At 53.8% G+C, this 21,633-nt stretch carries 19 protein-coding genes and 1 pseudogene; 9 read left to right on the top strand and 11 right to left on the bottom strand.

Features of this window, described 5'->3' with window-relative positions; all coding sequences use genetic code 11:
* The first annotated feature begins 181 nt into the window (after window positions 1-181).
* On the top strand, window positions 182-1,099 hold the full coding sequence (locus tag KDW95_RS19685; protein WP_255853472.1) for a LysR family transcriptional regulator: 918 nt from the start codon (window positions 182-184) through the stop codon (window positions 1,097-1,099).
* Between the two features lie 5 nt (window positions 1,100-1,104).
* Here KDW95_RS19685 and KDW95_RS19680 read toward each other — a convergent pair whose 3' ends face one another.
* Window positions 1,105-2,001: a LysR substrate-binding domain-containing protein gene (locus KDW95_RS19680; RefSeq protein ID WP_255853471.1), complete on the bottom strand. Its 897-nt coding sequence runs from the start codon at window positions 1,999-2,001 to the stop codon at window positions 1,105-1,107.
* A 141-nt stretch (window positions 2,002-2,142) separates the two neighbouring features.
* Here KDW95_RS19680 and KDW95_RS19675 point away from each other — a divergent pair, with 141 nt between their 5' ends.
* From KDW95_RS19675 to KDW95_RS19660, 4 genes are all read left to right on the top strand, one after another.
* Window positions 2,143-3,318, top strand: coding sequence for a M20 aminoacylase family protein (locus KDW95_RS19675; RefSeq protein ID WP_255853470.1), 1,176 nt, complete (start codon window positions 2,143-2,145; stop codon window positions 3,316-3,318).
* A 35-nt stretch (window positions 3,319-3,353) separates the two neighbouring features.
* Complete coding sequence (locus KDW95_RS19670; RefSeq protein ID WP_255856542.1) at window positions 3,354-4,382, top strand: TRAP transporter substrate-binding protein; 1,029 nt, start codon at window positions 3,354-3,356, stop codon at window positions 4,380-4,382.
* A 123-nt stretch (window positions 4,383-4,505) separates the two neighbouring features.
* Entirely contained in the window at window positions 4,506-4,991 is a 486-nt protein-coding gene (locus tag KDW95_RS19665; RefSeq protein WP_255853469.1) for a TRAP transporter small permease, read from the top strand.
* The gene (locus KDW95_RS19660; protein WP_255853468.1) at window positions 4,988-6,280 is read left to right on the top strand and encodes a TRAP transporter large permease; all 1,293 of its coding nucleotides are present in this window, start codon (window positions 4,988-4,990) and stop codon (window positions 6,278-6,280) included. The genes KDW95_RS19665 and KDW95_RS19660 overlap by 4 nt, the downstream gene beginning before the upstream one ends.
* 921 nt (window positions 6,281-7,201) lie before the next feature.
* On the opposite strand, the gene KDW95_RS19655 is transcribed toward KDW95_RS19660, so the two are convergent.
* A complete protein-coding gene (locus KDW95_RS19655; RefSeq protein WP_255853467.1) occupies window positions 7,202-7,807 on the bottom strand; it encodes a winged helix-turn-helix domain-containing protein in 606 nt (201 codons plus the stop codon).
* 334 nt (window positions 7,808-8,141) lie between these two features.
* Here KDW95_RS19655 and KDW95_RS19650 point away from each other — a divergent pair, with 334 nt between their 5' ends.
* On the top strand, window positions 8,142-8,927 hold the full coding sequence (locus KDW95_RS19650; protein ID WP_255853466.1) for a hypothetical protein: 786 nt from the start codon (window positions 8,142-8,144) through the stop codon (window positions 8,925-8,927).
* Between the two features lie 750 nt (window positions 8,928-9,677).
* Here the strand turns inward: KDW95_RS19650 and KDW95_RS19645 are convergent.
* The gene (locus KDW95_RS19645) at window positions 9,678-10,457 is read right to left on the bottom strand and encodes a hypothetical protein (protein ID WP_255853465.1); all 780 of its coding nucleotides are present in this window, start codon (window positions 10,455-10,457) and stop codon (window positions 9,678-9,680) included.
* A gap of 58 nt (window positions 10,458-10,515) precedes the next feature.
* Here KDW95_RS19645 and KDW95_RS19640 point away from each other — a divergent pair, with 58 nt between their 5' ends.
* Entirely contained in the window at window positions 10,516-10,797 is a 282-nt protein-coding gene (locus KDW95_RS19640; RefSeq protein ID WP_255853464.1) for a helix-turn-helix domain-containing protein, read from the top strand.
* A 17-nt stretch (window positions 10,798-10,814) separates the two neighbouring features.
* Here the strand turns inward: KDW95_RS19640 and KDW95_RS19635 are convergent, their stop codons facing one another.
* The 7 genes and pseudogenes from KDW95_RS19635 to KDW95_RS19605 all read right to left on the bottom strand — a co-directional run bounded on the left by KDW95_RS19635 (window position 10,815) and on the right by KDW95_RS19605 (window position 18,800).
* Entirely contained in the window at window positions 10,815-12,200 is a 1,386-nt protein-coding gene (locus KDW95_RS19635; RefSeq protein WP_255853463.1) for a plasmid recombination protein, read from the bottom strand.
* A gap of 368 nt (window positions 12,201-12,568) precedes the next feature.
* Window positions 12,569-13,240 (bottom strand): annotated as a pseudogene (locus KDW95_RS19630) (IS630 family transposase).
* Between the two features lie 384 nt (window positions 13,241-13,624).
* Entirely contained in the window at window positions 13,625-13,888 is a 264-nt protein-coding gene (locus KDW95_RS19625; RefSeq protein ID WP_255853462.1) for a hypothetical protein, read from the bottom strand.
* Window positions 13,889-13,948: 60 nt separating this feature from the next.
* Window positions 13,949-15,013 carry a hypothetical protein gene (locus tag KDW95_RS19620; RefSeq protein WP_255853461.1) on the bottom strand — a complete coding sequence of 355 codons (1,065 nt, stop codon included), beginning with the start codon at window positions 15,011-15,013 and terminating at the stop codon, window positions 13,949-13,951.
* 200 nt (window positions 15,014-15,213) lie between these two features.
* The gene (locus tag KDW95_RS19615; RefSeq protein WP_255853460.1) at window positions 15,214-16,473 is read right to left on the bottom strand and encodes a type II toxin-antitoxin system HipA family toxin; all 1,260 of its coding nucleotides are present in this window, start codon (window positions 16,471-16,473) and stop codon (window positions 15,214-15,216) included.
* Window positions 16,463-16,804 carry a helix-turn-helix transcriptional regulator gene (locus KDW95_RS19610; protein ID WP_255853459.1) on the bottom strand — a complete coding sequence of 114 codons (342 nt, stop codon included), beginning with the start codon at window positions 16,802-16,804 and terminating at the stop codon, window positions 16,463-16,465. Before KDW95_RS19610 ends, KDW95_RS19615 begins: the two co-directional genes overlap by 11 nt.
* A 556-nt stretch (window positions 16,805-17,360) precedes the next feature.
* Entirely contained in the window at window positions 17,361-18,800 is a 1,440-nt protein-coding gene (locus KDW95_RS19605; protein WP_255853458.1) for an N-terminal phage integrase SAM-like domain-containing protein, read from the bottom strand.
* Between the two features lie 393 nt (window positions 18,801-19,193).
* Between KDW95_RS19605 and KDW95_RS19600 the strand changes: the two genes are divergently transcribed.
* Window positions 19,194-19,553, top strand: a complete 360-nt coding sequence (locus tag KDW95_RS19600) for a hypothetical protein (protein ID WP_255853457.1) — start codon at window positions 19,194-19,196, stop codon at window positions 19,551-19,553.
* A 122-nt stretch (window positions 19,554-19,675) separates the two neighbouring features.
* On the opposite strand, the gene KDW95_RS19595 is transcribed toward KDW95_RS19600, so the two are convergent.
* Window positions 19,676-20,290, bottom strand: a complete 615-nt coding sequence (locus KDW95_RS19595; protein WP_255853456.1) for a helix-turn-helix domain-containing protein — start codon at window positions 20,288-20,290, stop codon at window positions 19,676-19,678.
* A 156-nt stretch (window positions 20,291-20,446) separates the two neighbouring features.
* Here KDW95_RS19595 and KDW95_RS19590 point away from each other — a divergent pair, with 156 nt between their 5' ends.
* The gene (locus tag KDW95_RS19590) at window positions 20,447-21,631 is read left to right on the top strand and encodes a mandelate racemase/muconate lactonizing enzyme family protein (RefSeq protein WP_255853455.1); all 1,185 of its coding nucleotides are present in this window, start codon (window positions 20,447-20,449) and stop codon (window positions 21,629-21,631) included.
* Window positions 21,632-21,633: the final 2 nt, after the last annotated feature.

Genomic DNA, 21,633 nt, shown 5'->3' with positions numbered 1-21,633 from the left:
CCAACCTCTTGTTTTACAGCCCGCAGGCCGGTGACGGCGTCTGACCTCAGACCGCCGTGCCAACCGGCCTGCGGTGTGCGATGGCGTTGTGATGACCCGGTGTGAAAACATTATTCACCAGACACCTCATATTGAATAATGATATGTTTCGATACATCCATACTATTAAAGGTATATTGAAATGGATTGGACCCGCCGGCTAAAGCTCAGTCACCTGCAACTGCTGATCACGCTGCACGAAACCGGCAGCCTGAGCGATGCTGCAAGAGCTGCCCACAGCACCCAGCCCGGACTGTCAAAATGGCTCAAGGATCTGGAGGAGGATGTCGGCGGGCAGCTGTTCGAGCGTCATGCCCGGGGGCTCACCGCCACGCCCATAGGGCTGCTACTGATCAGCCATGCCAGGCGCATGGTGACGGAAATGTCCCGCGCCCAGCACAATCTCGAAGCCCTCAGTGAAGGCAGCTCGCGCACCTTTGCCGTGGGCACCTCACCGGCCTCGGCCCCCAGTTTTGTACCGGCGGCCATTATGAAATTCCTGGAACGCTACCCCAAGGCACGCATGGAACTGCAGGAAAGCACCATGAACGATCTGCTGGAAAAGCTGCAGCTGGGCAAGCTGGACCTGGTGGTGGGGCGACTGGATAACTATCAGCCGCAGCCGACCCTGAACAGTGAACGGCTCTACGACGAACCGCTGCGTATCATGGCCCGCCCCGACCATCCGCTGGCCCGGCGCAGGAATCTGGGATGGGATGATGTCTATGCCTATGACTGGATCGTCTGGCCCCAGGGCACGCCGATCCGCAGCAAGCTGGAAGTCGCACTCACCCGTGCAGGCCTGAAGCCGCCACCCTACCGGGTCGAGTCCTCGTCCCAGGTGGGCAACCTCTGGCTGCTGCAGTACAGCGACATGCTGGCGATAGGATCCGAGCGGGTGGCGCGGCATTTTACCGGCCGCGGCCTGGTGGTGCCGCTGGATATAAAGATCGATACGGTGGAGGGATTCGTGGGTATGTGCTGGCGCGATGACACCGGCACCGACCCGGCTATCCTTGACCTTTTGGAATGCTTTCGCAGCTCAAAGACGATTAACTGAGCGCGCTAACTCAGTATCGAAGCCGCTCGCTTAATAAGGGTTTCCAGTAGTTGGGCGGCCGGCGTCAGCGGGACGCCACGCACCCTGATAATGCCGAGAGTGGAAGCCGGTGGTTGCGGCGCTACCCTGAAGGGAACGATACCGGTGCTGCTCAGAGGGTCCTGCAGCAGGAGGGCCGGGCCATAGCCGATAAGGTCTGTGCGGCGCATCATCTCAAGCATGAGCATCGGTGAGGTGCATTGCACGATTTTCTTCGGTCGTTCCCACCCCTGCTCGTCTAACCAGCGTAGCAAGTTGTTGGAGCTGCTGCCGATGGTCAGATTCAGTACCCAACGGGCCTGCAGCAGTTCACACCACTGGGTCGCTTCTGCCAGCGGATGCCCGCTACGTCCGGCGATGCAGGACAGCACATCGCTCAGTGGGGTAAAGGTGAGTTCGCTCGGCAACTCGTGCTGCGAGGCAATTGCCACGCCAAAGTCCAGCCTGCCTTCGATCAAATCAGGCACGATGCCGGTCAACAGGCCCTCCGTCAGCGTCTGTGCTGCATCAGGCAGCGCCTGAGCGAACTGCTGATATACCGCGGGGAAGACCGTTGTTGCCAGTACCGGTGTAATCCCTATCGTGATGTTGGCGCCGCTGCCGCCACTAATCTGCCGTACTTCATCCCGGGCGCGGTCGATCGTTTCGAGTATCAGGCGAGCCCTTTTCAGCAGCGCGTTGCCTGCCGGCGTGAACGCGACCCCGCGATAACTGCGCACCAGCAGTTCGGCGCCAACGTCTTCCTCCAGCTCTCGCATGGCTCGGGTCAAGGCGCTCTGGCTGATGTTCATTTCCCGCGCGGCAGCACGAATCGAGCCGCGATCGGCGACCTGAACAAATGCCTTGATGTGTTGGTGCTTCATGGCCACATGACCTCAAATTGTGTTCACCTAAGCGATATTAGTGTCTTTTTAGACTCACATAAAGGCGTATAACTAGTCTCATCCTGATTCAAAACTTAGGTATAGCCGCCAATGTCATCTGCCGATCTTGATTTGCAAGCCATGAAAGAATGGCGTCGTGCCATCCATCAGAATCCCGAACTGGGTTTTGAGGAACATGATACCAGCCGCCTGGTCGCCGACTGTCTGCGCAGTTGGGGGTACAAGGTGCATACGGGGCTCGCTGTCACCGGGGTCGTCGGCCAGCTGGTGTTCGGTGACGGCAAGGGGCCACGCCTGGGGCTGCGTGCCGACATGGATGCACTGCCTCTGCAGGAACAGACGAGCCTGCCCTGGCAGAGCCGCACGCCCGGCAAGATGCATGCCTGCGGCCACGACGGTCACACCGCCATTCTGCTGGGTGCGGCCAAGGCATTAGCCGAGCGGCATGCGGCCGGTACTGAGATGGGTAACGGCACGCTGAACCTGATCTTCCAGCCGGCCGAGGAAGTGGGAGGTGGCGGCGGCGCACAGCGAATGATTGAAGAGGGACTATTCGAACAATTTCCCTGTGATGCGGTGTTTGGTCTGCACAACTTCCCCGGCACGCCTGTGGGGCACTGTTTCTTCCGCAGCGGCCCCTTCATGTGCTCATCGGATAAGGTAAATATCAGCTTCACCGGCAAAGGCGGTCACGGCGGGATGCCGCAACTGGCGCTGGATCCGACGCTGCCGTTGGCGGCCACGGTACTGGGTTTGCAGACACTGATCGGCCGCAATATAGATCCGCTGCATGCCGGTGTGATCAGTGTCGGACGGATCGCTGCCGGTAAAACCTACAACATCATTCCGGAACAGGCGCAGCTGGAGCTCAGTGTGCGTGCACTGCAGCCTCAGGTGCGGGACACCCTGCGCCAACGCATCACCGCACTGGCCGAACATCAGGCGCAGGCATACGACTGTAGCGCGCAGATCCATTACGAACAGGGGTATCCGGTCCTCATCAATAGCGAGGCGGAAACAGCGCTGGTCGAGGCCGTGGCGACGCAGGTATTCGGCGCCGACAACGTCGACTCAAATGGCGCTCCGCTGACCGGCAGTGAAGACTTCGCCTACATGCTCGAGCAGGTGCCCGGTTGCTATCTGATGATTGGTAACGGCGACAACGGATATGCCGATGGAGCACGCCTGGGGCCCTGCAGTGTGCATAACCCTCATTATGATTTCAACGATGACGTTCTCAACGGCGGCGGCCAGTTCTGGGTAAAGCTGGTTGAGCACTTCTTCTCCCGCCGATAACAAACTGCTTCTATCAAAAGGTGATCAGAGTGAAAATGAAAACAAAAACAATCATCCGCACCCTGTGCGCAGCGGCCCTGACCTCAACCTTGGCGCTGAGCGCGCAGGCAACGACACTGACCATGTCAAACTGGGTTCCTCCAACCCATTTTGTTATGACAGATATCCTGCAGGTGTGGGCAGACCAGGTCGGGGAAGTGACCGAGGGTCGTGTCAAGGTACGGGTGCTGCCCAAGCCCGTCGGAAGTCCCGCGCAGCACTGGGAACTGGCGCGCAAAGGCGTCGCCGACATCACCTGGGGGAATTTCACCTATGAGCCGGATCGCTTCAAGTCGCTCTGGTTTGCCGAAATGCCGTTCAATGGTGACAACGCCGAGGCATCCTCAGTTGCGCTCTGGGATACCTACCAGAAATACCTCAGCACCAATCCGACCTTTGCCGGCGTTCAGATGCTGGGGGTCGGCTCGCTCGGCCCGGGCGTAATCAACCACGGCAGCAAGGACATTATTACGCCGCAGGATCTGGAAAACCAAAAAATCCGCATGGGCGGTCCGATTCAGAAACGCCTGATCGAAGAGCTGGGGGCTGTGCCTATTGCGGCGCCTGCGACCAAGGCCTACGAACTGCTGGAGGGCGGCGTTCTCGACGGCTCCTTGCACACGATGGAGTCCGTAGTCAATTTCCGCCTGAGCGAGCAGCTGCCGCATCACACCCTGATTCCGGGCGGTTTCTATGATGGTACTTTTTATCTGGTGATGAACGAGCGGAAGTGGAAAAAGCTGTCAGAAGAAGATCGTCAGGCAATAAACAAAGTTTCAGGCGCAGCCTTCGCTCAGCTCTGGGGACAGGAGTTCAAACGCCAGATCGATAACGCCACCGCCAGTCTGAAAGAGACGGGTCATCAATTTTCTGCTCCCTCGCCCGAGCTACTTGAGAAGATTCGTTCGGTGCGAGACAACCTGATGCAGGAATGGGCTGCGCAGGGCGCCGACTTTGGTGTCGATCAGCCGAAGGAGATGGTCGACTTCCATCGCAAGCGTTACCTTGAACTGACCGGTGAATAAACTGGCGGGCTGTCGCAGCGGCAGCCCTTTTCAGCGCCACTGATCATGCAATGCCGGTGCTGCATCAGGTTTCGCGATGATCGCGCGCTTGGTGCAATACTCGGGCTATTATCGGAAAAAATCATGCATTCACTTATTCATCGCATCCGCGGCAGCATTGAGGCATTACTGATTTTGTCGCTGCTGTCCATGGTGCTGCTGACCTTTGCAGATGTCATCGGACGCCGCTTTTTCAATCTGCCAATCTACGGCGCACACGACATTACCGAGCACATGATGGCGGTGATCATATTTTGCGGCCTGCCGCTGCTGACATCTGCCCGCGGACACCTGTCGGTGGACCTGTTCGACCGCTTCATCATGACCGATGCGATGCGCTGGTGGCGGGGGCTGATTTGTGTGCTGATCTCGCTGACGCTGCTGCTGATTAGCTATCAGTTCGCACTGGCTGCGATTGAAGCCAGCGAGATCCAGGAGGTCAGTCAGGAGCTGCTGATACCGCGCAGCTACATCTATGCACTGATCAGCCTGAGCTGCCTGATCAGCGCACTGGCCAGCGTTCTGGCACCCAGCCAGAGCAGCGATATTCACCCGGAGGACGCACTATGATAACCGGCCTTGTCGCCCTCGTAACTGTATTGCTGCTCGCTTTCCTGCGCGTGCCGCTGGCATTTGCGCTACTGACCGTCTCGATTGCGGGTATCGGCCTGGAACTGGGGTTCAGCGCAGCCTTGACGATGATCTCGATGACCATCTCCGAGGCGGTCTTCTCCTACGAGCTTGCGGTGGTACCGCTGTTCATTCTGATGGGAAATATCCTGTCGCGGACTGGCATTTCCGCAGATCTGTTCCGGGCAGCCAATGCTTACCTCGGCCACGTCAAAGGCGGTCTGGCGCTCTCAACCATGGTGACCTGCGCGGGGTTCAGTGCGGTCTGCGGCTCCAGTCTGGCAACAGCGGCGACCATGTCGAAAGTGGCCTATCCGAGCATGAAAAAGTACGGCTATTCGGACTCGCTGGCGGCGGCATCGATTGCAGCCGGCGGAACGCTGGGGATTCTGATACCGCCATCAATCATTTTGATGATCTACGGCATCCTGACCCAAACCAACATTGGCCACCTCTTCGTCGCAGGCGTGCTTCCCGGCCTGATGGGACTCGCGTTCTATATGCTGGCGATCTACGTTGTGGCTATCCTGCGTCCAGGCGATGCACCGCAAGGCGAAAAATCGGACGCACAGGAGAAACTCAGCGCGCTCAAGGGCGTCTGGCCCTTTTGTCTGCTCTTCGTACTCATAATTGGCGGCATCTACGCCAAGATATTCACCGCCACGGAAGCGGCCGGCATGGGGGCGGGCTTTGCCCTGCTGATATCCCTGTTGCAGCGGCGCATGACCTGGGCAGATTTCAAGCACATCTTCCTGGAAGCCTCATTCACCTCGGTGATGCTCTACACGGTGCTGTTCGGTGCCATGATGTTCGCCAAACTCATCGCATTTTCAGGGCTCGGCGAAGGGCTTTTGGATATGGTCGAGAGCTCAGGCCTCAGCTCCTACCAGCTGATCTTTGCCATTCTTGCCGTTTTCCTTGTACTCGGTTGCGTCATGGACTCACTGGCAATCATCCTGATCTGCGTACCGCTGTTCGTACCCATCGTTCTGGCCAACGGCTTCGATCTCATCTGGTTCGGCATCATCGTGGTCGTGGTCACGGAAATCGCGTTGATTACGCCGCCGATCGGAATGAACGTATTTGTACTGAAAGCAACTTTGCCAAACGTTGCCTTTAAAGACATCTACAAAGGGCTGGTGCCCTTTATAGGCGTCGATCTGATTCGTCTACTGCTGCTGGTCTTCTTCCCGAGTATCACGCTGCTACTGGTTGAATGGATGAAATAGCATCGAGGGCTGTAGGGGACCTCGAAAAACCTAATTTATTACAAACCAAGCCAAGCCATTTAAAAAGTTACGGATATATTTTGGCTTAGATATCAGCGTTTCTGAGGTACCCTATAGTGTGCCGTGATGCGCCAACAGGCTTATCATTAGCTGTTGGCGCATCATCACCTTCTCGACCCACACGCCAAATCCTTCAGAAATCGGATGATTAATCCATTATATGGTCTCCTCCCATATTGCAAGGCTCTGAGCTTGAATGCTAGTGCAGGATTGCTTCCGTATATACAGCTTTTTAATGAGGCAACTCATAAGCCGCCCCTAACCTTAGTGATATTCACATGTCTCGCCCGGAAGCCGGAGCGGCCATGTTACACCGCTAGTCCCGGCCGAGAACTTTCCGACGCCATCCTTTAAGATTTTCGAACCCCATGACCGTAGCACCCCAGTGCCTTTTAATTGCCATCAATAAAGGGGATCCAAGGGGTTTACCCCTGGCCGCGGAGTCTTACGGAGAACGCAGTTCGTAGTAAGACATAGTCGGTCACTCGGTCTTGATTTTATAAGCACCGAAAAAGCGAAAATCGACATCCTCTTTTTAGCCTAACCTATCCTGCGTACGCTCATTAATTTTTAAAATAAATATCCAGAATAGTTAATGGGTTTAACCTTTCTCTACAGCCCTTAAAACATAATTCAGGCACCTCAATTAAACGTTGATTTAGACTAAACCGAAAAACCGAATAAATCTTATCGTCAGGAACAGGCTTAATTCCCCAACGAACGACGGTGCGTCACATCAAATTGATGCGGGTTCGGCGCTCGTATCACGCCGGCATGGCGCCATTCGACCCTCGGCGGCATCAGAAGGCCTTGATTCCGGCGCGCCAGGAACTTGATCATCACCTGCGACCTGCAACGGTCTTATACAGCATGAACCTGACTTTCACTTGGTTGCTGATCGATGAGATTGATCCGCTCCCGTATGGATTTCGACAAAACAAGCACCGGTGTCTTGCCTTTCGGCGTATAGCCGCGTGGGTAGTGCTCGACGCTGAATACTGCCGTCTCACCGCCCCACTGGATCTCGGCACCTTCGCCTTTGGCGCGTTCGGCAATGGCCGGGGACGCTTCGGTCATCCACTGCCGCACCCACTCGGGCTTCTGCTCATAGGCCCGCTTAAGCGGTCGCTGGGGGGTGAAGCCATGGCGTGTGAGATAGCTGCGAACCGTGCGTACCGGCATATCAATACTGAAATAGTGCTGGACCAGTGACCTGACCGCCTGCGCACTCCTGAGGGCGAAGTCCATCTTCAGCTGATCAGACGTGTAATCGACAATGTCACGCCGTATCCGAGCCTCCTGTGCTGGCGTCAACGACCGGCCGGTGCCAACCGGACGCCCACGACCTGACTCATTCAGCGCCGCCACACCTTGCTTCTCGTAGGCGTTGACCCACTCGCCGACGCTGGTTCTGCACAGACCGAGCGTGACGGCAATGTCACTTTTGCGGCGGTCTTTCTTGTACATGCGTACGGCTGCCCGCCGGATCTCTTTACAAGCCTCGGCAGACAAAGTTCTGAGGTCTATGTTTTCCATCCGTGGGGCCTAACTTAATATCGGCATTTTGCTACCGATTTAATATCGCCGAACAGTAGCATCCAAATACATCACCGTAATATCGATAGAACAGCGGCCAATTAAATCACTTTATGACTTCAACTCAATTGATATAAACGACCAAAGTCATTCAGCTCAATTAAACATCTTAACGACCATCAATTTTAAACTTTTATTATTAATGATCTCAATTCTATTTTGGTTGCCATTCAGCCTTCACTACGGTAGTAATAATAAAAGTCGGATGGAAAAGTTCAGAAAAGAGGCGACGCAGGCGATGAAAGAGAAAACACAAGTAAAAAGAACACTGAAAAACTGGGTTCACGTGAGTTTTACGAACGAGGAAGGCGTTGTCACGATGACAGTCGTCTGGGGAGAGCCAATTGATAACCCATTGCGCTTTGTCATAACATCACCAATTCAATTTATCACAGATGAAAATCCGGGAGAGAGTCAATTGATACAGACTAAAAACTCACTGTATCGAGTGATTGGAGAGGGAAGTGAAATTACGTTACCATTTAGTTTTTCGGAGTTGCTCGCAAAAGGACATCCCCCCCATGGTCTTGTCGTACGCATTGCTATGCAAGCGGAAGCCAAGCATAATGACGTAAGCAACAAAAAGGCTCAAGAATCAAATAGTGCTCCAATTCGTGAGACTCCTACGATTATCGATTGCACGGTAAACAACTGGAGTGTTGTCGAGATTCACGATAAAAATCCTGAAGGTAAAATTCTGTGGGGGGTCGTCGATACAGATTACAAGCGCCGATTCGAACGAGGTCATTATGTTTGTACATCGTTGATTAGCAAAATCGCCCTTCCGATTGTCCACACGTCAAACTCAACATACAAGCTACAAGGACCGGGACATCAATTCGTGCTGCACAGCGCTGCCCTGCCTTATCTGCGGTCAGGTTATTCGCCTCAAGAAATACTATCCTTTCATCCGCACCTGCGGCATCCCAAGTCCCTAGAACTGGAAAGTATTATTATGTCAAACACTGAAACGGGCAAAGGCTCTGACTGAAGGGCACTTCGATTAACCGTTGATTCAGACCGCGCCGAACACATGCTCGACGCGGGGGCGGGTCTTGACTATACCGTAATAGCGCCGCAGCTGGCACTCAGATAATGGCCGGTTGCGCGCGCCTTTGCGTTGGATTTAGGGGCGGTTACCGCTCTGCTAGAGTTTCGTGTCCCGCGCTTGGCTGGCATAACCGCGATTGACATAGACATCCCGGCGGGCGTTGTAGGGGTCAGGCACCTGCTCGAAACGGCGATTGTTATGCACCGAGGCGGTGTCGGTCTTAAATTCACGGATGACTTTTTAGCGATTGCCTACATGGACCGACAGTTTATAACCGACGTGGCTTTTGCCATGATTTTGAGTCCAAGTGACACCCCCAGACCCTTCTGCCGGCGCTGAGCCGGTTTTAGGGGAGGTTTACAGTCGGACAGGTTGTAGACCAGCTTTAGCACCAGTATCCGCGCCATCGTTTTAGTTGGAAACGGGCGGCCGACCGTCTTTCAAGCTGACCGGATGTGGCGCGACAGACCCGCCGCAGCGGCCAGCGAGAAAAAGTCGATGTACAGATTGATCTCGGCCAGGCGGGTCACCCAGGCGGTCAAATCCTCTCGCCGTGCTGGTTGGTGACAAACAGATCGGTCTTGATGGCGTTGCGTGGCTTCTTCATTGCTGGCGGTCCATGACGGAGCCAGGCCCTGTCGATTTTACTCAAGGGAACTGCCGGCCCGCCAGGTTTTTCGAGGTGCCCCATTACTTCATTATGCTAGAAAGCCTGAAACAGGAGAGCTCCCGGCCGTTCACAACATACAGCCACCGACTCATAAAGACCTTAACAAAAATTGAGAGTCTATGTATGGAAAACTCAGAACAGGATGGATGAGGCGCCCGAAGATTGCATAATATATCCGTCATATCTGTACGCAACCCTTCACACAGCGTTGTGAAGCTCACATGACCGAAGACGATCCAGTCATAAAAAATCCCATAGATTTCTCCAATCGAATAACGCAGAAGGAAATGCAGCGCTCTGTAGTTTATAGTGTTTTTAAGCAGATATGGCCTATCTGTGAAATCAGGAAACTCTCGGCTACCCAGGTCCGAAGAATTCAAATCTTTCTGAGCATCCTGAACAGCTAACCGAAAAATATCATGCATGATTATATCAATTAGATATAATGTTAAAAGCGGATTAGATTTAAATATATCTCCCCCTTCTTCACCAATCAAAATGTCTTCAATATCGGGCCGTGAAACCTCCGGCGGGATCTTGTAGTAAATGACTCGGTCTCTATTCTTGTGCTTGCTACTACAGGAACACTTAGCAATTGAGCACCCTGCCAAGCCAGCCGTTTCGCACAGATCCAACGCATGATCCAGAAACTGTCCCGTCGGCATAAATTCATCGCTAAACGCAATCGAACATGCCGGAGGATCGTATAAATGCCAGTTGGCTTCGCATGCGATCAACGCATCAGCAATGAAAAAATATTTTAAGCTGTCAACGCGTTGATTTGATTGGAGATGATGCATTCTAATCCCACTCGTCCCTAATTTGGGGACAATGTATCATGTCTCTAAAATAGGGACAATGATTAAAACGATACACAATACGCGCTACGAAGACCTGATTCGCTGGCTACGCGATGCCCGCGAAGGCGCAGGCTTGACGACGCGGGAGTTGGCTGCACGGCTGGACGAACCCTTTCAGTTTGTCAGCAAAGTGGAACTTGGGCAGCGCAAGCTCAATGTCTACGAGTATGTGCAGTACTGCGAAGCGCTCGGCGTGGACCCTGGCGTTGGGCTGACACACCTCGCAAAGAAAAGTCCTCCGTGGCATCGTCAAACCATAACGGGTACCCCACCAAACTAGCCGATAGCGAGGCTGCTCTACAGCTGCCTCTTCGCATCCGTAGCATACTCCACAGGGCTGCCCAGTCGGGCATGTGCTACCAGCATCACCTGATCTACATAGCTGTGCAGCGCATTCGCTAATTCCAGATGACTCGACGCGGAGCTCAGGCAGCGTTGTAATTCGCTCAATCGAGCCATGGCGGCTTCGTGTGCATTAGGAAAAGCCTGAACATCGACTGGTGCCTGCAACGCTCCTTTGAGGGCATTCAATGCCCGTATAGCATCCTTGCGTTCGCGACTGATCACATCCACATTGCTCGCAACGGCGCTGAGGCGGTCAACCTGAGCGTGCAGTTGCTGTGTCTTGCGCCGCCAGCGCTTCTCTGCACGTCGCTCGAACAGTTTTTTAAGACCCAACAGGCCAAGTATGCGACCGCCCAAAGTTTCATACGGTTTGAATTTTTTCAACAATCCCTGGGCGGCTACCTTGGCATCTTCCGCCATCCGGCGCGCCTGAGCCGCGATTCGCGCGTCCGTCTCGGCTTGTTGACGAAGCATTTCAGCCTGCTTTTTCTCTTGTGAAATGCGCGCAGCCTGCAACCGGGCCTCGTCTTGAGTCGCCTCAACGAGCCATGTAGCCTGCTCCTGGGCATCCGACAGGACCTGGGCTGCTTGCCGATCCACGATTTCGGCCTGCCGCTTTGCATTAGCCAGGGCTTCCGCTTTTGCTTGCTCACACTGCCACTGCGAACGCGTCAGCCGCTGGCGCCGCGGCCCTATACGGGCCTGGCCGTAGTGCACGGCAACTTCCTGATGATATCGGTCCTGAAACCTTCTCATCTCAGCCTTGTATGCATCATTACCCGCTTTCTTGCCTCGTCCGGTGCGGTCGTTCCCCTGTGCAACGCGGCGGGCCAGCTCACCTTTATGCAGCTGTTTGAAATCATTGCAGGGCTCAGTCGCCCCCACAAGTATATGAATATGCGGATGGCTCTCATCCCAATGCAATGCCGCAACCTGAACGCGTCCGGGAAATTCGCTTTGCACAAATGCAATGGAGTCTTCTGCCCATTCACGTATCTCTGCCAGACGCAGCTGTCTCTGCTCGTCCGGCAACGCTTCCAGATCCGCGACAGACAAAGGATAGCTGGCGATAAGTCCAATACCTGTATTGGCATCAGCTCTAACCTTGCGCTTTTTGCCGCCATGCAAGGTGGTGCTCGCACCTGCCGCTATCGATATTTTTTCTGCCACAGCGACGAAGGAGGTACCCAGTAAGTACTCGGGTTTTAGCGGCGACTTGACATGCGGGTGGCTATACGGAACCCGCTCGGCTTCCCGTGCAATTGACATCAAACTACGCTTCTTACTCGTCCCTTTTGATCCATATGCCTCATAGTGAATAAATTGATAACCAGCCAAAAATCCGTCTCCGACAATTCAAAAAATGGCATCCATGCCATCTGAAAAATATATAAAAACCCCTAATTATAACGAGCCAATTTGACGGATACTCACTCCGCGAAAACAGCCCCATATAAAACAAAAAACCAACCCAAAAGAAGCTTAAAAAACAAAGCAATAAAAATCAAATAAATAGCATCATATAAATCGACATAAAAAGCAATAAAGCATATAGACTATTAATACATTTCAAGAGGAAAGTGCTGAGTCATTATTAACCTGGCCGAGAAATACATTCACGCCGCATAAGCGATATGGCGATGTTTGAAGTACTTTTTCACGCGCTCAGGCTTATATTGCAGCATCCTCATATGGCTGCTGACTTTTCACTTCAGATCATCAACCGTTCGGGCGGGTAAGGAAGCACGGATGCCCTGTTTCAAGTCGCAGCTCAGGTACTTATCCGGGTTCAGCTCCGGCGAGTAGGACGGGAGGTAGAACACCTCGATTTCCTGCTTGTGCTTCTCCAGCCACGACCGAACGAGATGGCCATGATGGCAAAAGCAGGTTGTCCAGAATCAGAAAGGCCTTCTTATGTGATGACGCTATCACCGTTTGACGAAGCGGATCAGGACCTTGGCCGTCATCGTCTCCTGATAGACCATAAACCAGATTTTGCCCTGGTTCATGATCGCCGAAATCATGTTGACCGACAGCCGCTTTGCATTCGCCTTCACCACGGGAGTGTTGCCTTTCGGCGCAAACCCTTGTGCGTGCTGGCATTGATTACGCACGCCAGTTTTATCACCCCAGAAGACCTCGGCATTGTGCAGCCGCGCCCGGGCTTTGATAAAGGGATACGTATTATCCAGCCAGTGCTGCACTTCTTTGCTTCGTTGCGCGTAGGCTTGCTTGGCGGGCTTCTGCGGCGTAAAACCCCGGCGGGCCAGGTAGGTGCTGATGGTACGTGTGGTAATCCGTATACTCCACAGCTCCCAGACAAGACTTTTAATGGCCGGCCGGCTTGCCAGCAACACCGTAGTTTGACCGCTTTTCATCAACGTAGATTGTCCGGTTATCATCAGTTTTCAGTGTCCGCTTTTTGAGCTTCAGTGTCGTCAGAGTTTTCCTGTTGGTGGGGTATGCCAAGGATGGCAATCAGGTTAAGTTTGTCGGTACTCAATGCACCGGCAGACCTATGAATTCACTTGCCTTTCGACGGCGCATTGCCCCGCCCACCACCGGATGCATTCGGAGTCGTACTTGGCCAGTTACCACCGGGGCCGGGGTGACTCGATGGACCACGATCGCCGCTTTTGCTCCCACCGTCTTTCGAACCGCTGTTGCCTTTTGACATTGTTCTGCCCTCCTCTTTTACTCAAAGGATAGCCGATAACAATCGAGCCCCTGTCCATGCCTCCTGTGTCTACTGAACTGGACCATTAATACCGGTGCCCGACTGTAATCATCGCGCCGTCGTCGCCTTCGATGGCGTATATCGATGCCAACGAGTCCAGATGATCCAGGACCGACTTGAGATCACGGCGGATGGTCTTGATCGATCGCTTATTCAGCCGAAGGAGGTGACTTCCACCTTTCTGTGGGACCTCTTCGCCGTAGAGGTAGAGGATATCCAGCATTGGTAAAGGGATGGCGCGTTGCTGGCTGCGCTTTTCCGCATGTTGCGTCAGGTTGAACTCGTTCATGATTCACCTTCCTTGATCACTGAGCCTGATTCCCGCGTACAGGAATCAGGCTGAAATCACTTAAGCCGCCTTGGACCAGCTGATGGTCACGAGGAATTCGGCCAAGGTATCGAAGCCCTCTTCAATCGACACCTCCCATCCATGCCCAAAGGCCGCAGAATGATCACCTTTTGCCATGAGCTTGTTCTTGTATGCCTGTCCGAAATTACTGTTGTAAAGCTCACGCTTACCATCTGACAGGTGGACTGTGACGTCAGATAGAGTATTCAACACATTTTCCTTTTGAAGGCTGAAGTCCGGCCGCAAGACAATCACCAGGAAAGGAGCCCCGACAAACGTATCGCGCGCGATGTGGACCACTTCTTCTCGGAAGCGATCGTTCAAAGAAAATCGAAGGCACTTTTGCGTATGCTTTAGAGGTGTCAGCCCACACTTGGACGCGACATCTTCAATGAGTAGCTGCAAGGTCTCCCCGGTAGCCGAACCAACATACTGCTCCTTGGTTTTCGGACAGGTGAGCAGATAGACTCCCCGCGCTGACTTCAAACTAGTAATCCAACTAGCTGGCAATCGATCGAGTTTCGATAAGGGCTCCATGAAGTTGAGGAAGCCAGGGAATTCGGGTTCCTGGAACTCTCGGGTCAGCTGGACGATTGGCTTGTTCTGACGACTGGCATACTGCACCCACGCCAGAGCGCCCTTCCCCCAATCGATAAAGAGTCGGCCGACCAGGTCACTCAGCGTTTCCTGGAGTGTGAGGTCGTACACATCACAACTTCCTGCCACATCAATACCGTCCATATGCGGCATCGGCGTGTCCTTCTCAAGCAGGCCCCGATACCGAACGGCATAGAGCCCGGCGAACATGGTTTCGTCTGCGTGGTTGGCGACAAAGGCGGCCCAGTACGGGGCGTTGAGCCTGGGGCGGTTTGCGAAGGTCTGAGTGGATTGGTACCACTCGAACAGCTCCCGGTTGTCGCGCCACAGTTCATAGGGCGAACGGCCGCGTTTGGCCCGAGAATCTTTGTGGCGAATGAGGCGGACGTCGGCCAGAGGTAGGCCTGCTTCGGTGAAGGTGGTGTTGAAGTGGATGGCATTGTGCGGTTCCCTCGTGCCCTGAGACATATTATGCGGGAAGTATAACCGCTGTGTTCAACATCTCCGCCCGGATGGGCGAATAGTACCAAGGGGCTACGCCCTCCCCGTCCCAGACCTGAGTCGCCCGCCTTGATGAAGCAGGAACCTGTTGGCGACCGCGCAACCCCTGTTGATCAATTCCCGTCCTTTCCAACGACAGCTGAGGCGAAGCGAGGACTGGGAGGATGTTAAAAGATGATCGAGAAGGGGTTCAGAAACTGGCGGCCCCACAGCAAGTTCCGGTTTAGCTCATTCAGTTCGGCCTCATCACAGACCTCTCGCCAATGCGTTTCAATTGCATTCATCATCGCTTCGCATAGGGCTCGCGCCTCTTCTGTTGAGAGTAGGAAGTGGTGCGCCGCTTCAATGCAGGTCTTGAGTTGACTTAGATTGTGGTTGTCATGGATCAGCATGGCCTGTGAGGCCTCGTTGCCGGTACGGCCCTGCGGACAGATGTCGTAGGCCGGCGTCAGCGTCAGCCGCTGCCCATCCCAAAACGCTGCATGGTTGCGGGCGTGATCGTCGGTGTTGCCACACAGGACATTGAAGACAAGTCGGCAAAACAACTCCTTCAGGGTTTCTCTCGGATCGGTGAAGCGATGGCGGATGATTTCCGCCAAGGTCTCATAGCTCGCGTACCGTGCCATCATGTCATCAAGACCGAGTATCGTCAGGGCCGATACCATTGACCGGCGTTTCCAGCCTTGTTCGCTTCCGAGGCGGTCGAAGCGCTCGACCAAGATAACATCCTTGTTGGCCACTCGCTTGAGTAGAACCGGCGCGACCTTCAAACCTGCGTGTGCGGCCAGCCTCATGGCGATGAACTCGGCCTTCACCACATCATAGAGGTCGGTGCTAGAGGAGAACTTGGCAATGTACTTCTTGCCCTGATCTTCAATCGAGGCCTTGGGCCTGGCACCGCCAATCGAACTGCCGTGGAACAGCGCCTGATCCAGTTCAGGTGTCAAGGGGACACCTTTTTCGACCCGATCTGCCGATTCGAGCAGCTCCTCCATGCTGACAGTCTGGGCCGCTCGGGGGATGTACTCTGTTGGTGAGCGCTGGAAGTCCAGCGCGCCAATACGGTCGGAGCCGGACTCCAGCAGATAGGTCAGCTCATCCAGCTCCGCTGTATCGACATCCTTGCGTTTCAAGCTTAATATTTTATTGATGATCACCCGACGTCCCCATGCATCCGGCGCGGCATCACGAATGCTGCTGGGTATCGACAGGCCGGGCAAGGGGGGGATCACGCCGGACTTTAACGGTAACTCGGGCTCATAAATCGGAATCGCTGGCGACATGTCATGCACACGCTCCAGATAGCTGCGACCGTAGTTGAATAGAAGGCGACCGTTGTCGGCCTCCAATCGACCGGCCACCACCGGCTCCGTTTCATCCGCAAGCCATATCCAGACGAACGCCTCTTTCTCTTTTTTAGAAGTCATCTTTCACGACCTTTGTCGGCTTGCGGATCGATTTTGGCATCAGCGCCAGCTTGGCTTGCGTCTGTTGCAGTTGATGGGTCAGGGTTGCGTGCTCGTGCATGTTGAAAAGGGGGATGCCCACGATGGCGGCCACCTCAAAGACTGCGCCAATTTCGCACTTCAGGTCGCCCTTCTCGATGCGTTGAAGCAAGCCTCGGGAGATACCGGCACGGTCAGCCACTTCCTGAACGGTCATCTTGCGCTCAAGACGGGCTTCGCGGATCAGGCTCGCAAGCAGGTGAATGGCATCCTGCGTGTACCGAGAGTAGGTTCGTGTGATGGATTTTGGCATGTTATTCCCCGCCTACGATTCTCATATGGATCACAGGAGTATTCTATGATCTTTATATGGACCATTATTCAGGCTGCGTGCAGCCGTGTCAAGAGAATGATCTATATATAAACCATAACTACCTATCATGGTTTATATATAGATCACTGGTGGCCGTAACAAACAGCACACAGTACGGAGCGCTAAGCTTGGCGCTGTTTGCGACGGTCCGGATTGGTATAGATCGAACTGCTCCCGGTTGTCACGCACAGATCGTAGGGTGAGTGGCTGCGTTTGGCCCGAGTGTCTTTGTGCCGGAGGAGGCTGACGTTGGCGAGGCCTGCTTGCTTAAAGATGGCTTTGGGGGTGATGGGCATTGTGCGGTTCCCTCGCGTCAGGCCAGGGTTGCAGGAGCACCCCTGGTTCATTTCATGCGGGAAGTATACGACTCTGTTCCGCAATTGGCTTTCATGCTATAGCTTGAATACCGTCCTTCTGGCGTTGAACCATGAGTGTCGCACTTATTATCTGAATTCACTGCCTACCTTAACGGTGTGTCCACTGCTACTGGGCAAGATCACTTTTTTGGCGGCCCGAATACGTGTACACCACTCTCCAACTTACTCTTTACAAGCTCAACAAAGCCTGGCAATCCGAGAGCATCTTCATAATCGACGATGTTGCCCGCAATGTGTGATGGCGCTTTGGTCATCAGCTTCGCTCTTTTGTAGTGCGTCTCGATCACTTGAATCGAGTTACCACAATGCTCGGCAATATCGTTGTGTGCAACACCTGCGGCCAGCTGATTGTTAATGTATGTATGCCGACAACTGTAAGGCTTATAGTTCTGATGGTGCAATTTATCTGCAACATAGCCGAGATACTGCTCTTGGCTAAAAATTCTATCATATGAAGGAAAGGCGTTATAACGATAGCTTTTGAAAACAAATCTCTCAGAATAATTTTTGATGAGCCAATCAATACGCTCCTCAACCACAAAACCATTTAGTTCTTTAGCTGCCGCCTCGATGGACTTAACGGCCGTCGCATCAATCGCAATTTGCCGGTATTTTATGTTTCTCTTTTGAGTTTTTCCTTTGTGCAGCTTGATCACGTAATAGTAATTTCCACTTTCTGCATCTTGATGCTTACTGATATCCTTGAATCGAATACCTTTAGGCTCTTCCCCAGGACGGACGCCCGTTGACAGCAAGAACGAAAAATAGTGCTGAAAAGCCCTGCGGTAGTGCTTCGTTTGCTCTTTCCTCCCGGCCCGTATAAAGCTCGGGTAGTTATCATTAAGTACCTTCAGGTCGTGCTCACTGAACGGCTCAACACGATAATCTGGGTCACTGACAGTAATGACTTTGGGAAACTTCGGCACTGACAGTTGATCGATCAGGCGCTTCTTAACCGCATACTCAAAAACCTTACCAATGCTCGTCTTTTGCATCGTGATCTGAGATTTGGATTTCACTGTAGTCTGTTCAAAATATTCAACAATCATCGGATAATCGATGTTTTTTATGTTTGTGTCACCGAAAAAAGGGATGATATGCTGCTTCAGCAGAGAAATATAACTTTTATATGTCGTTTTCTTGACAGTGGGGTCAGCAACAACTGCTTCCATCTCCTCAATAACCTTGGACGCAATAGCCTTGAAAAGCAGATTCGCCCCTATCTTTATAGAGTAGCCAGCTTCTATTTTACCGATCAATTTGAAGCGTTCCTCGATGGCCTTCACACCTGCCGCCTCAACAGACGATTTACCTGTAGAGAACCGTACTTCTTCTTTACGGCCTTGGCTATCCAAGACAATACGTGCTGACCAATATTTCGTTTTGTGCCTTTGACGATATAGAGACAAGGTATCGTCAACCTTCACACGCTCTGTTTTGATGCTCTTTGAGGCATCAGATTCCGAGGTTTTTTCGGTTGATTCCAGCTGTGCAAGCAGTGATTCATACTGCGATGGGTGCATGTTCAAAATACGCAGAATCAGTGATTCTTTATCCATGGGTGCAAATCCTTTTGCATTAAAAAATGTAGATCCATATGTAGACTTCGCCATATTATCACCTAAGTAACTGTAACTACAGGTAATAATATAGCGACATGAAATTCAAAATCCCCCGCCCTTAAAAGCGTGCCGGTTCGAGTCCGGCCACTGGTACCATCTCAGAAGAGGCTTGCAGCGATGCAGGCTTTTTTCGTTTCTGGCGGATGTAAACGTCGTGATGTCAGGCAGCACCCTGTCCGTCACGAACCAGCACGCGGGGTTGCTGCAATAGACGCCAGAGTGGCTGAAGAAGGGCTCCAAACACCCGTACCTTGCCTACGCGGCGAGAGACTACTTGCAAGCCGGGTTGCTAACGGGCTCTCTCAAAACCAACAATCGCGAGACTAGCCGATGAACTTCAGAGACCCCTTCGGACGCCAAGAGAAACGACGCGAGCGCGAATACGCTTCGCTGCGACAGAAGCTGCCAGGCGCAGGCATCACCACTCGGGCCGATGCCGAGCAGCTGATAGAAACGGTAGGCAAACGCGGCAAGTACGGTTTAATGACTACGATTGCGCTGTCGTTGCTGCTAATGCTGCTCATACCCCAAGGGCGTATTATTTTCGGCGCAGCCGGCGCCCTGGTGGGTGCTTGGGCCTATATCACCAGCCGCAAGATTCAGGGCCACGTTAAGCGTTATATCAAGGAAGAGCTAAGCACTGACAGCGACTCCGGGTCAGCGACGCCCGACGACTCCGCTACGCGGTAGCTCCAGCCCGACTGTCTTTTCCAGCGCAAGATCATCGCAACAAGGCCATTCGCTGCTCGAACGCGACAAGACCATCGTCTCGCGACAGATCTAACTCCAAAAGGCATAGAAGTGACTGCCCCTCACTCCAACTCAGGCTTGAGGGAAAGGTCGGTGCAGACCCAAAAGATGACAGCATCCTCCTCCGAGCCTTTCAGACAGACATGGCCCATTGAGCTATCGATATACGCACAGTCGCCCTGCTTCAGCAGTACCGGGCTATAAAATTCCGTGTGCAGAACAACCTCACCGGACACCACAAAGAGGACTTCCTCACCCTCATGGGAAGACATGCCGTTTTTGCGATCCCCCGTCGCGACGATCTCCTTCAGCTCGCGGGCATGCACGGTTGCAAGCATCGGATTCATCTTTTTGCTGGTCAACTCGGTACAAAGCAATCGGTAGTCATGCGACCCGATCGAGTGGAGCACGCCCTCACCCATACGCGTGATTGCACGGCGGGTTTTGGGCCCGATGTCCGTTGTTTGCTGCACCAGCTCGGCGAGATCAACATCCAGACCCTTGGCCAGTCGCAAAAGCGTGGCATAGCTTGGAGATATGGTACCGCGTTCGATCTTGGATACGGTTGACGCCCCCAACCCGCAGCGCTTCTCTACTTCAACCAGCGTCAATCCCCTGGACTGACGCAGGGCCTTGATACGCCCCGCGAGGCGCATCGTATCGGAATCGGTATCCATAAGTCTGTCCTGTTTGCACTGGGTTGCTCTGCACGTGACATATTATGTCTCAGCTCGCGCCTAATGTATTAAAAAAATACCTACCTGCCAATATTGCAAAAAAAAGACATTAGAGATATAAATTGTCCTATAAGACATTTTTAGGGCTTTAGGACTATGCGAATTACCTCCTTCGATATCTTCCTGCTGACAGTTCCTCTGGGCGGGCACACCTACAATCCCCGCCTGTTATGGCATCGCAAGCAGTCGGTCCTGCTTCGCCTCACTGACGCAGACGGTCGCAAGGGATGGGGGGAATGCTGGTGTTTTGACACCTCCGCCGATCCGCTGATTCGCTTCCTTCAGACCGAAGTACGGCCTCTGCTTCTGAACCGCGAGATCGAAAGCCCGACTGCGCTCTGGTCAGAGCTCTGGGAAAGGACCTCACTGACCGGTCGACACGGGATGATGGCATCAGCGCTCTCGGGCATCGACATTGCACTGCATGACCTGATCGCCCAGGCCGCAGCGTTGCCATTGGGCGCCATCGCCGCAACGGATCCCTTGCAGACGACGGTTCCTGTCTATGCCAGCGCCGGCTTGTACCGGGTCAACGATACCGTTGAGCGACTTTCTGGCGAAATGTCCGGACTGATTGCGCAGGGCCATGACCGAGTAAAAATCAAGTTTGGTGCCCTGCCCTTTGAACAGGATGTCGAGCGGATGCGAGCGGTTCGGGCAGCCATTGGCCTCAGGGCCGGACTTATCGTGGATGCGGTCTATAGCCTCGACCGCGCAAAAACACTGGCCTGGCTGCCCATCTGGCAGGAGCTCGGGGTCGAGGCCGTGCAGGCACCCTTCCCGGTACAGGACTGGGCATCGATGCGCTGGCTCAACCGTGACTGCGGTATGCCGGTCATGGTGTTCGAGTCGGAATCAAGGTACGAAATATTCCAGGCCCTGCTGCAGCAAGGCGCCATCGGCGTGCTGCAATTCTCACCCGTTGCGGTCGGCGGCATCACCGCAGCCCGACGGCTTATGCAGCTCGGCCGGGATTATGATGTCCCCGTATCCCTGCAATGCTCATCAACCTGGCTGGCGGAGGCTGCGGCTCTTGAACTGGCCCGCGGACATGCGTCTGTCGCACATGTCGAGCTGCACACCCTGCACCAGGGTCTGTTCGACTGTGTGCCCGAAACAGAGCGCCAGCCAGTCGACGGGAAACTGCAGCTTCACCAGAGGGCCGGCCTTGGCTTCGCCCCTCCAACCTCGGCCCTGAGTCCGGCCGATCACGATCTACCCGACCTGAAAACAGGTGCCAGCGTACAGAATCAATCGGCTCCGACATTCGGCACCGCCTGATT

The organism is Marinobacterium rhizophilum (assembly GCF_024397915.1).
Lineage (GTDB): Bacteria > Pseudomonadota > Gammaproteobacteria > Pseudomonadales > Balneatricaceae > Marinobacterium_A > Marinobacterium_A rhizophilum_A.
Note: the sequence above shows the minus strand (reverse complement) of the source record. Positions and strands in the feature narration are given on the sequence as shown.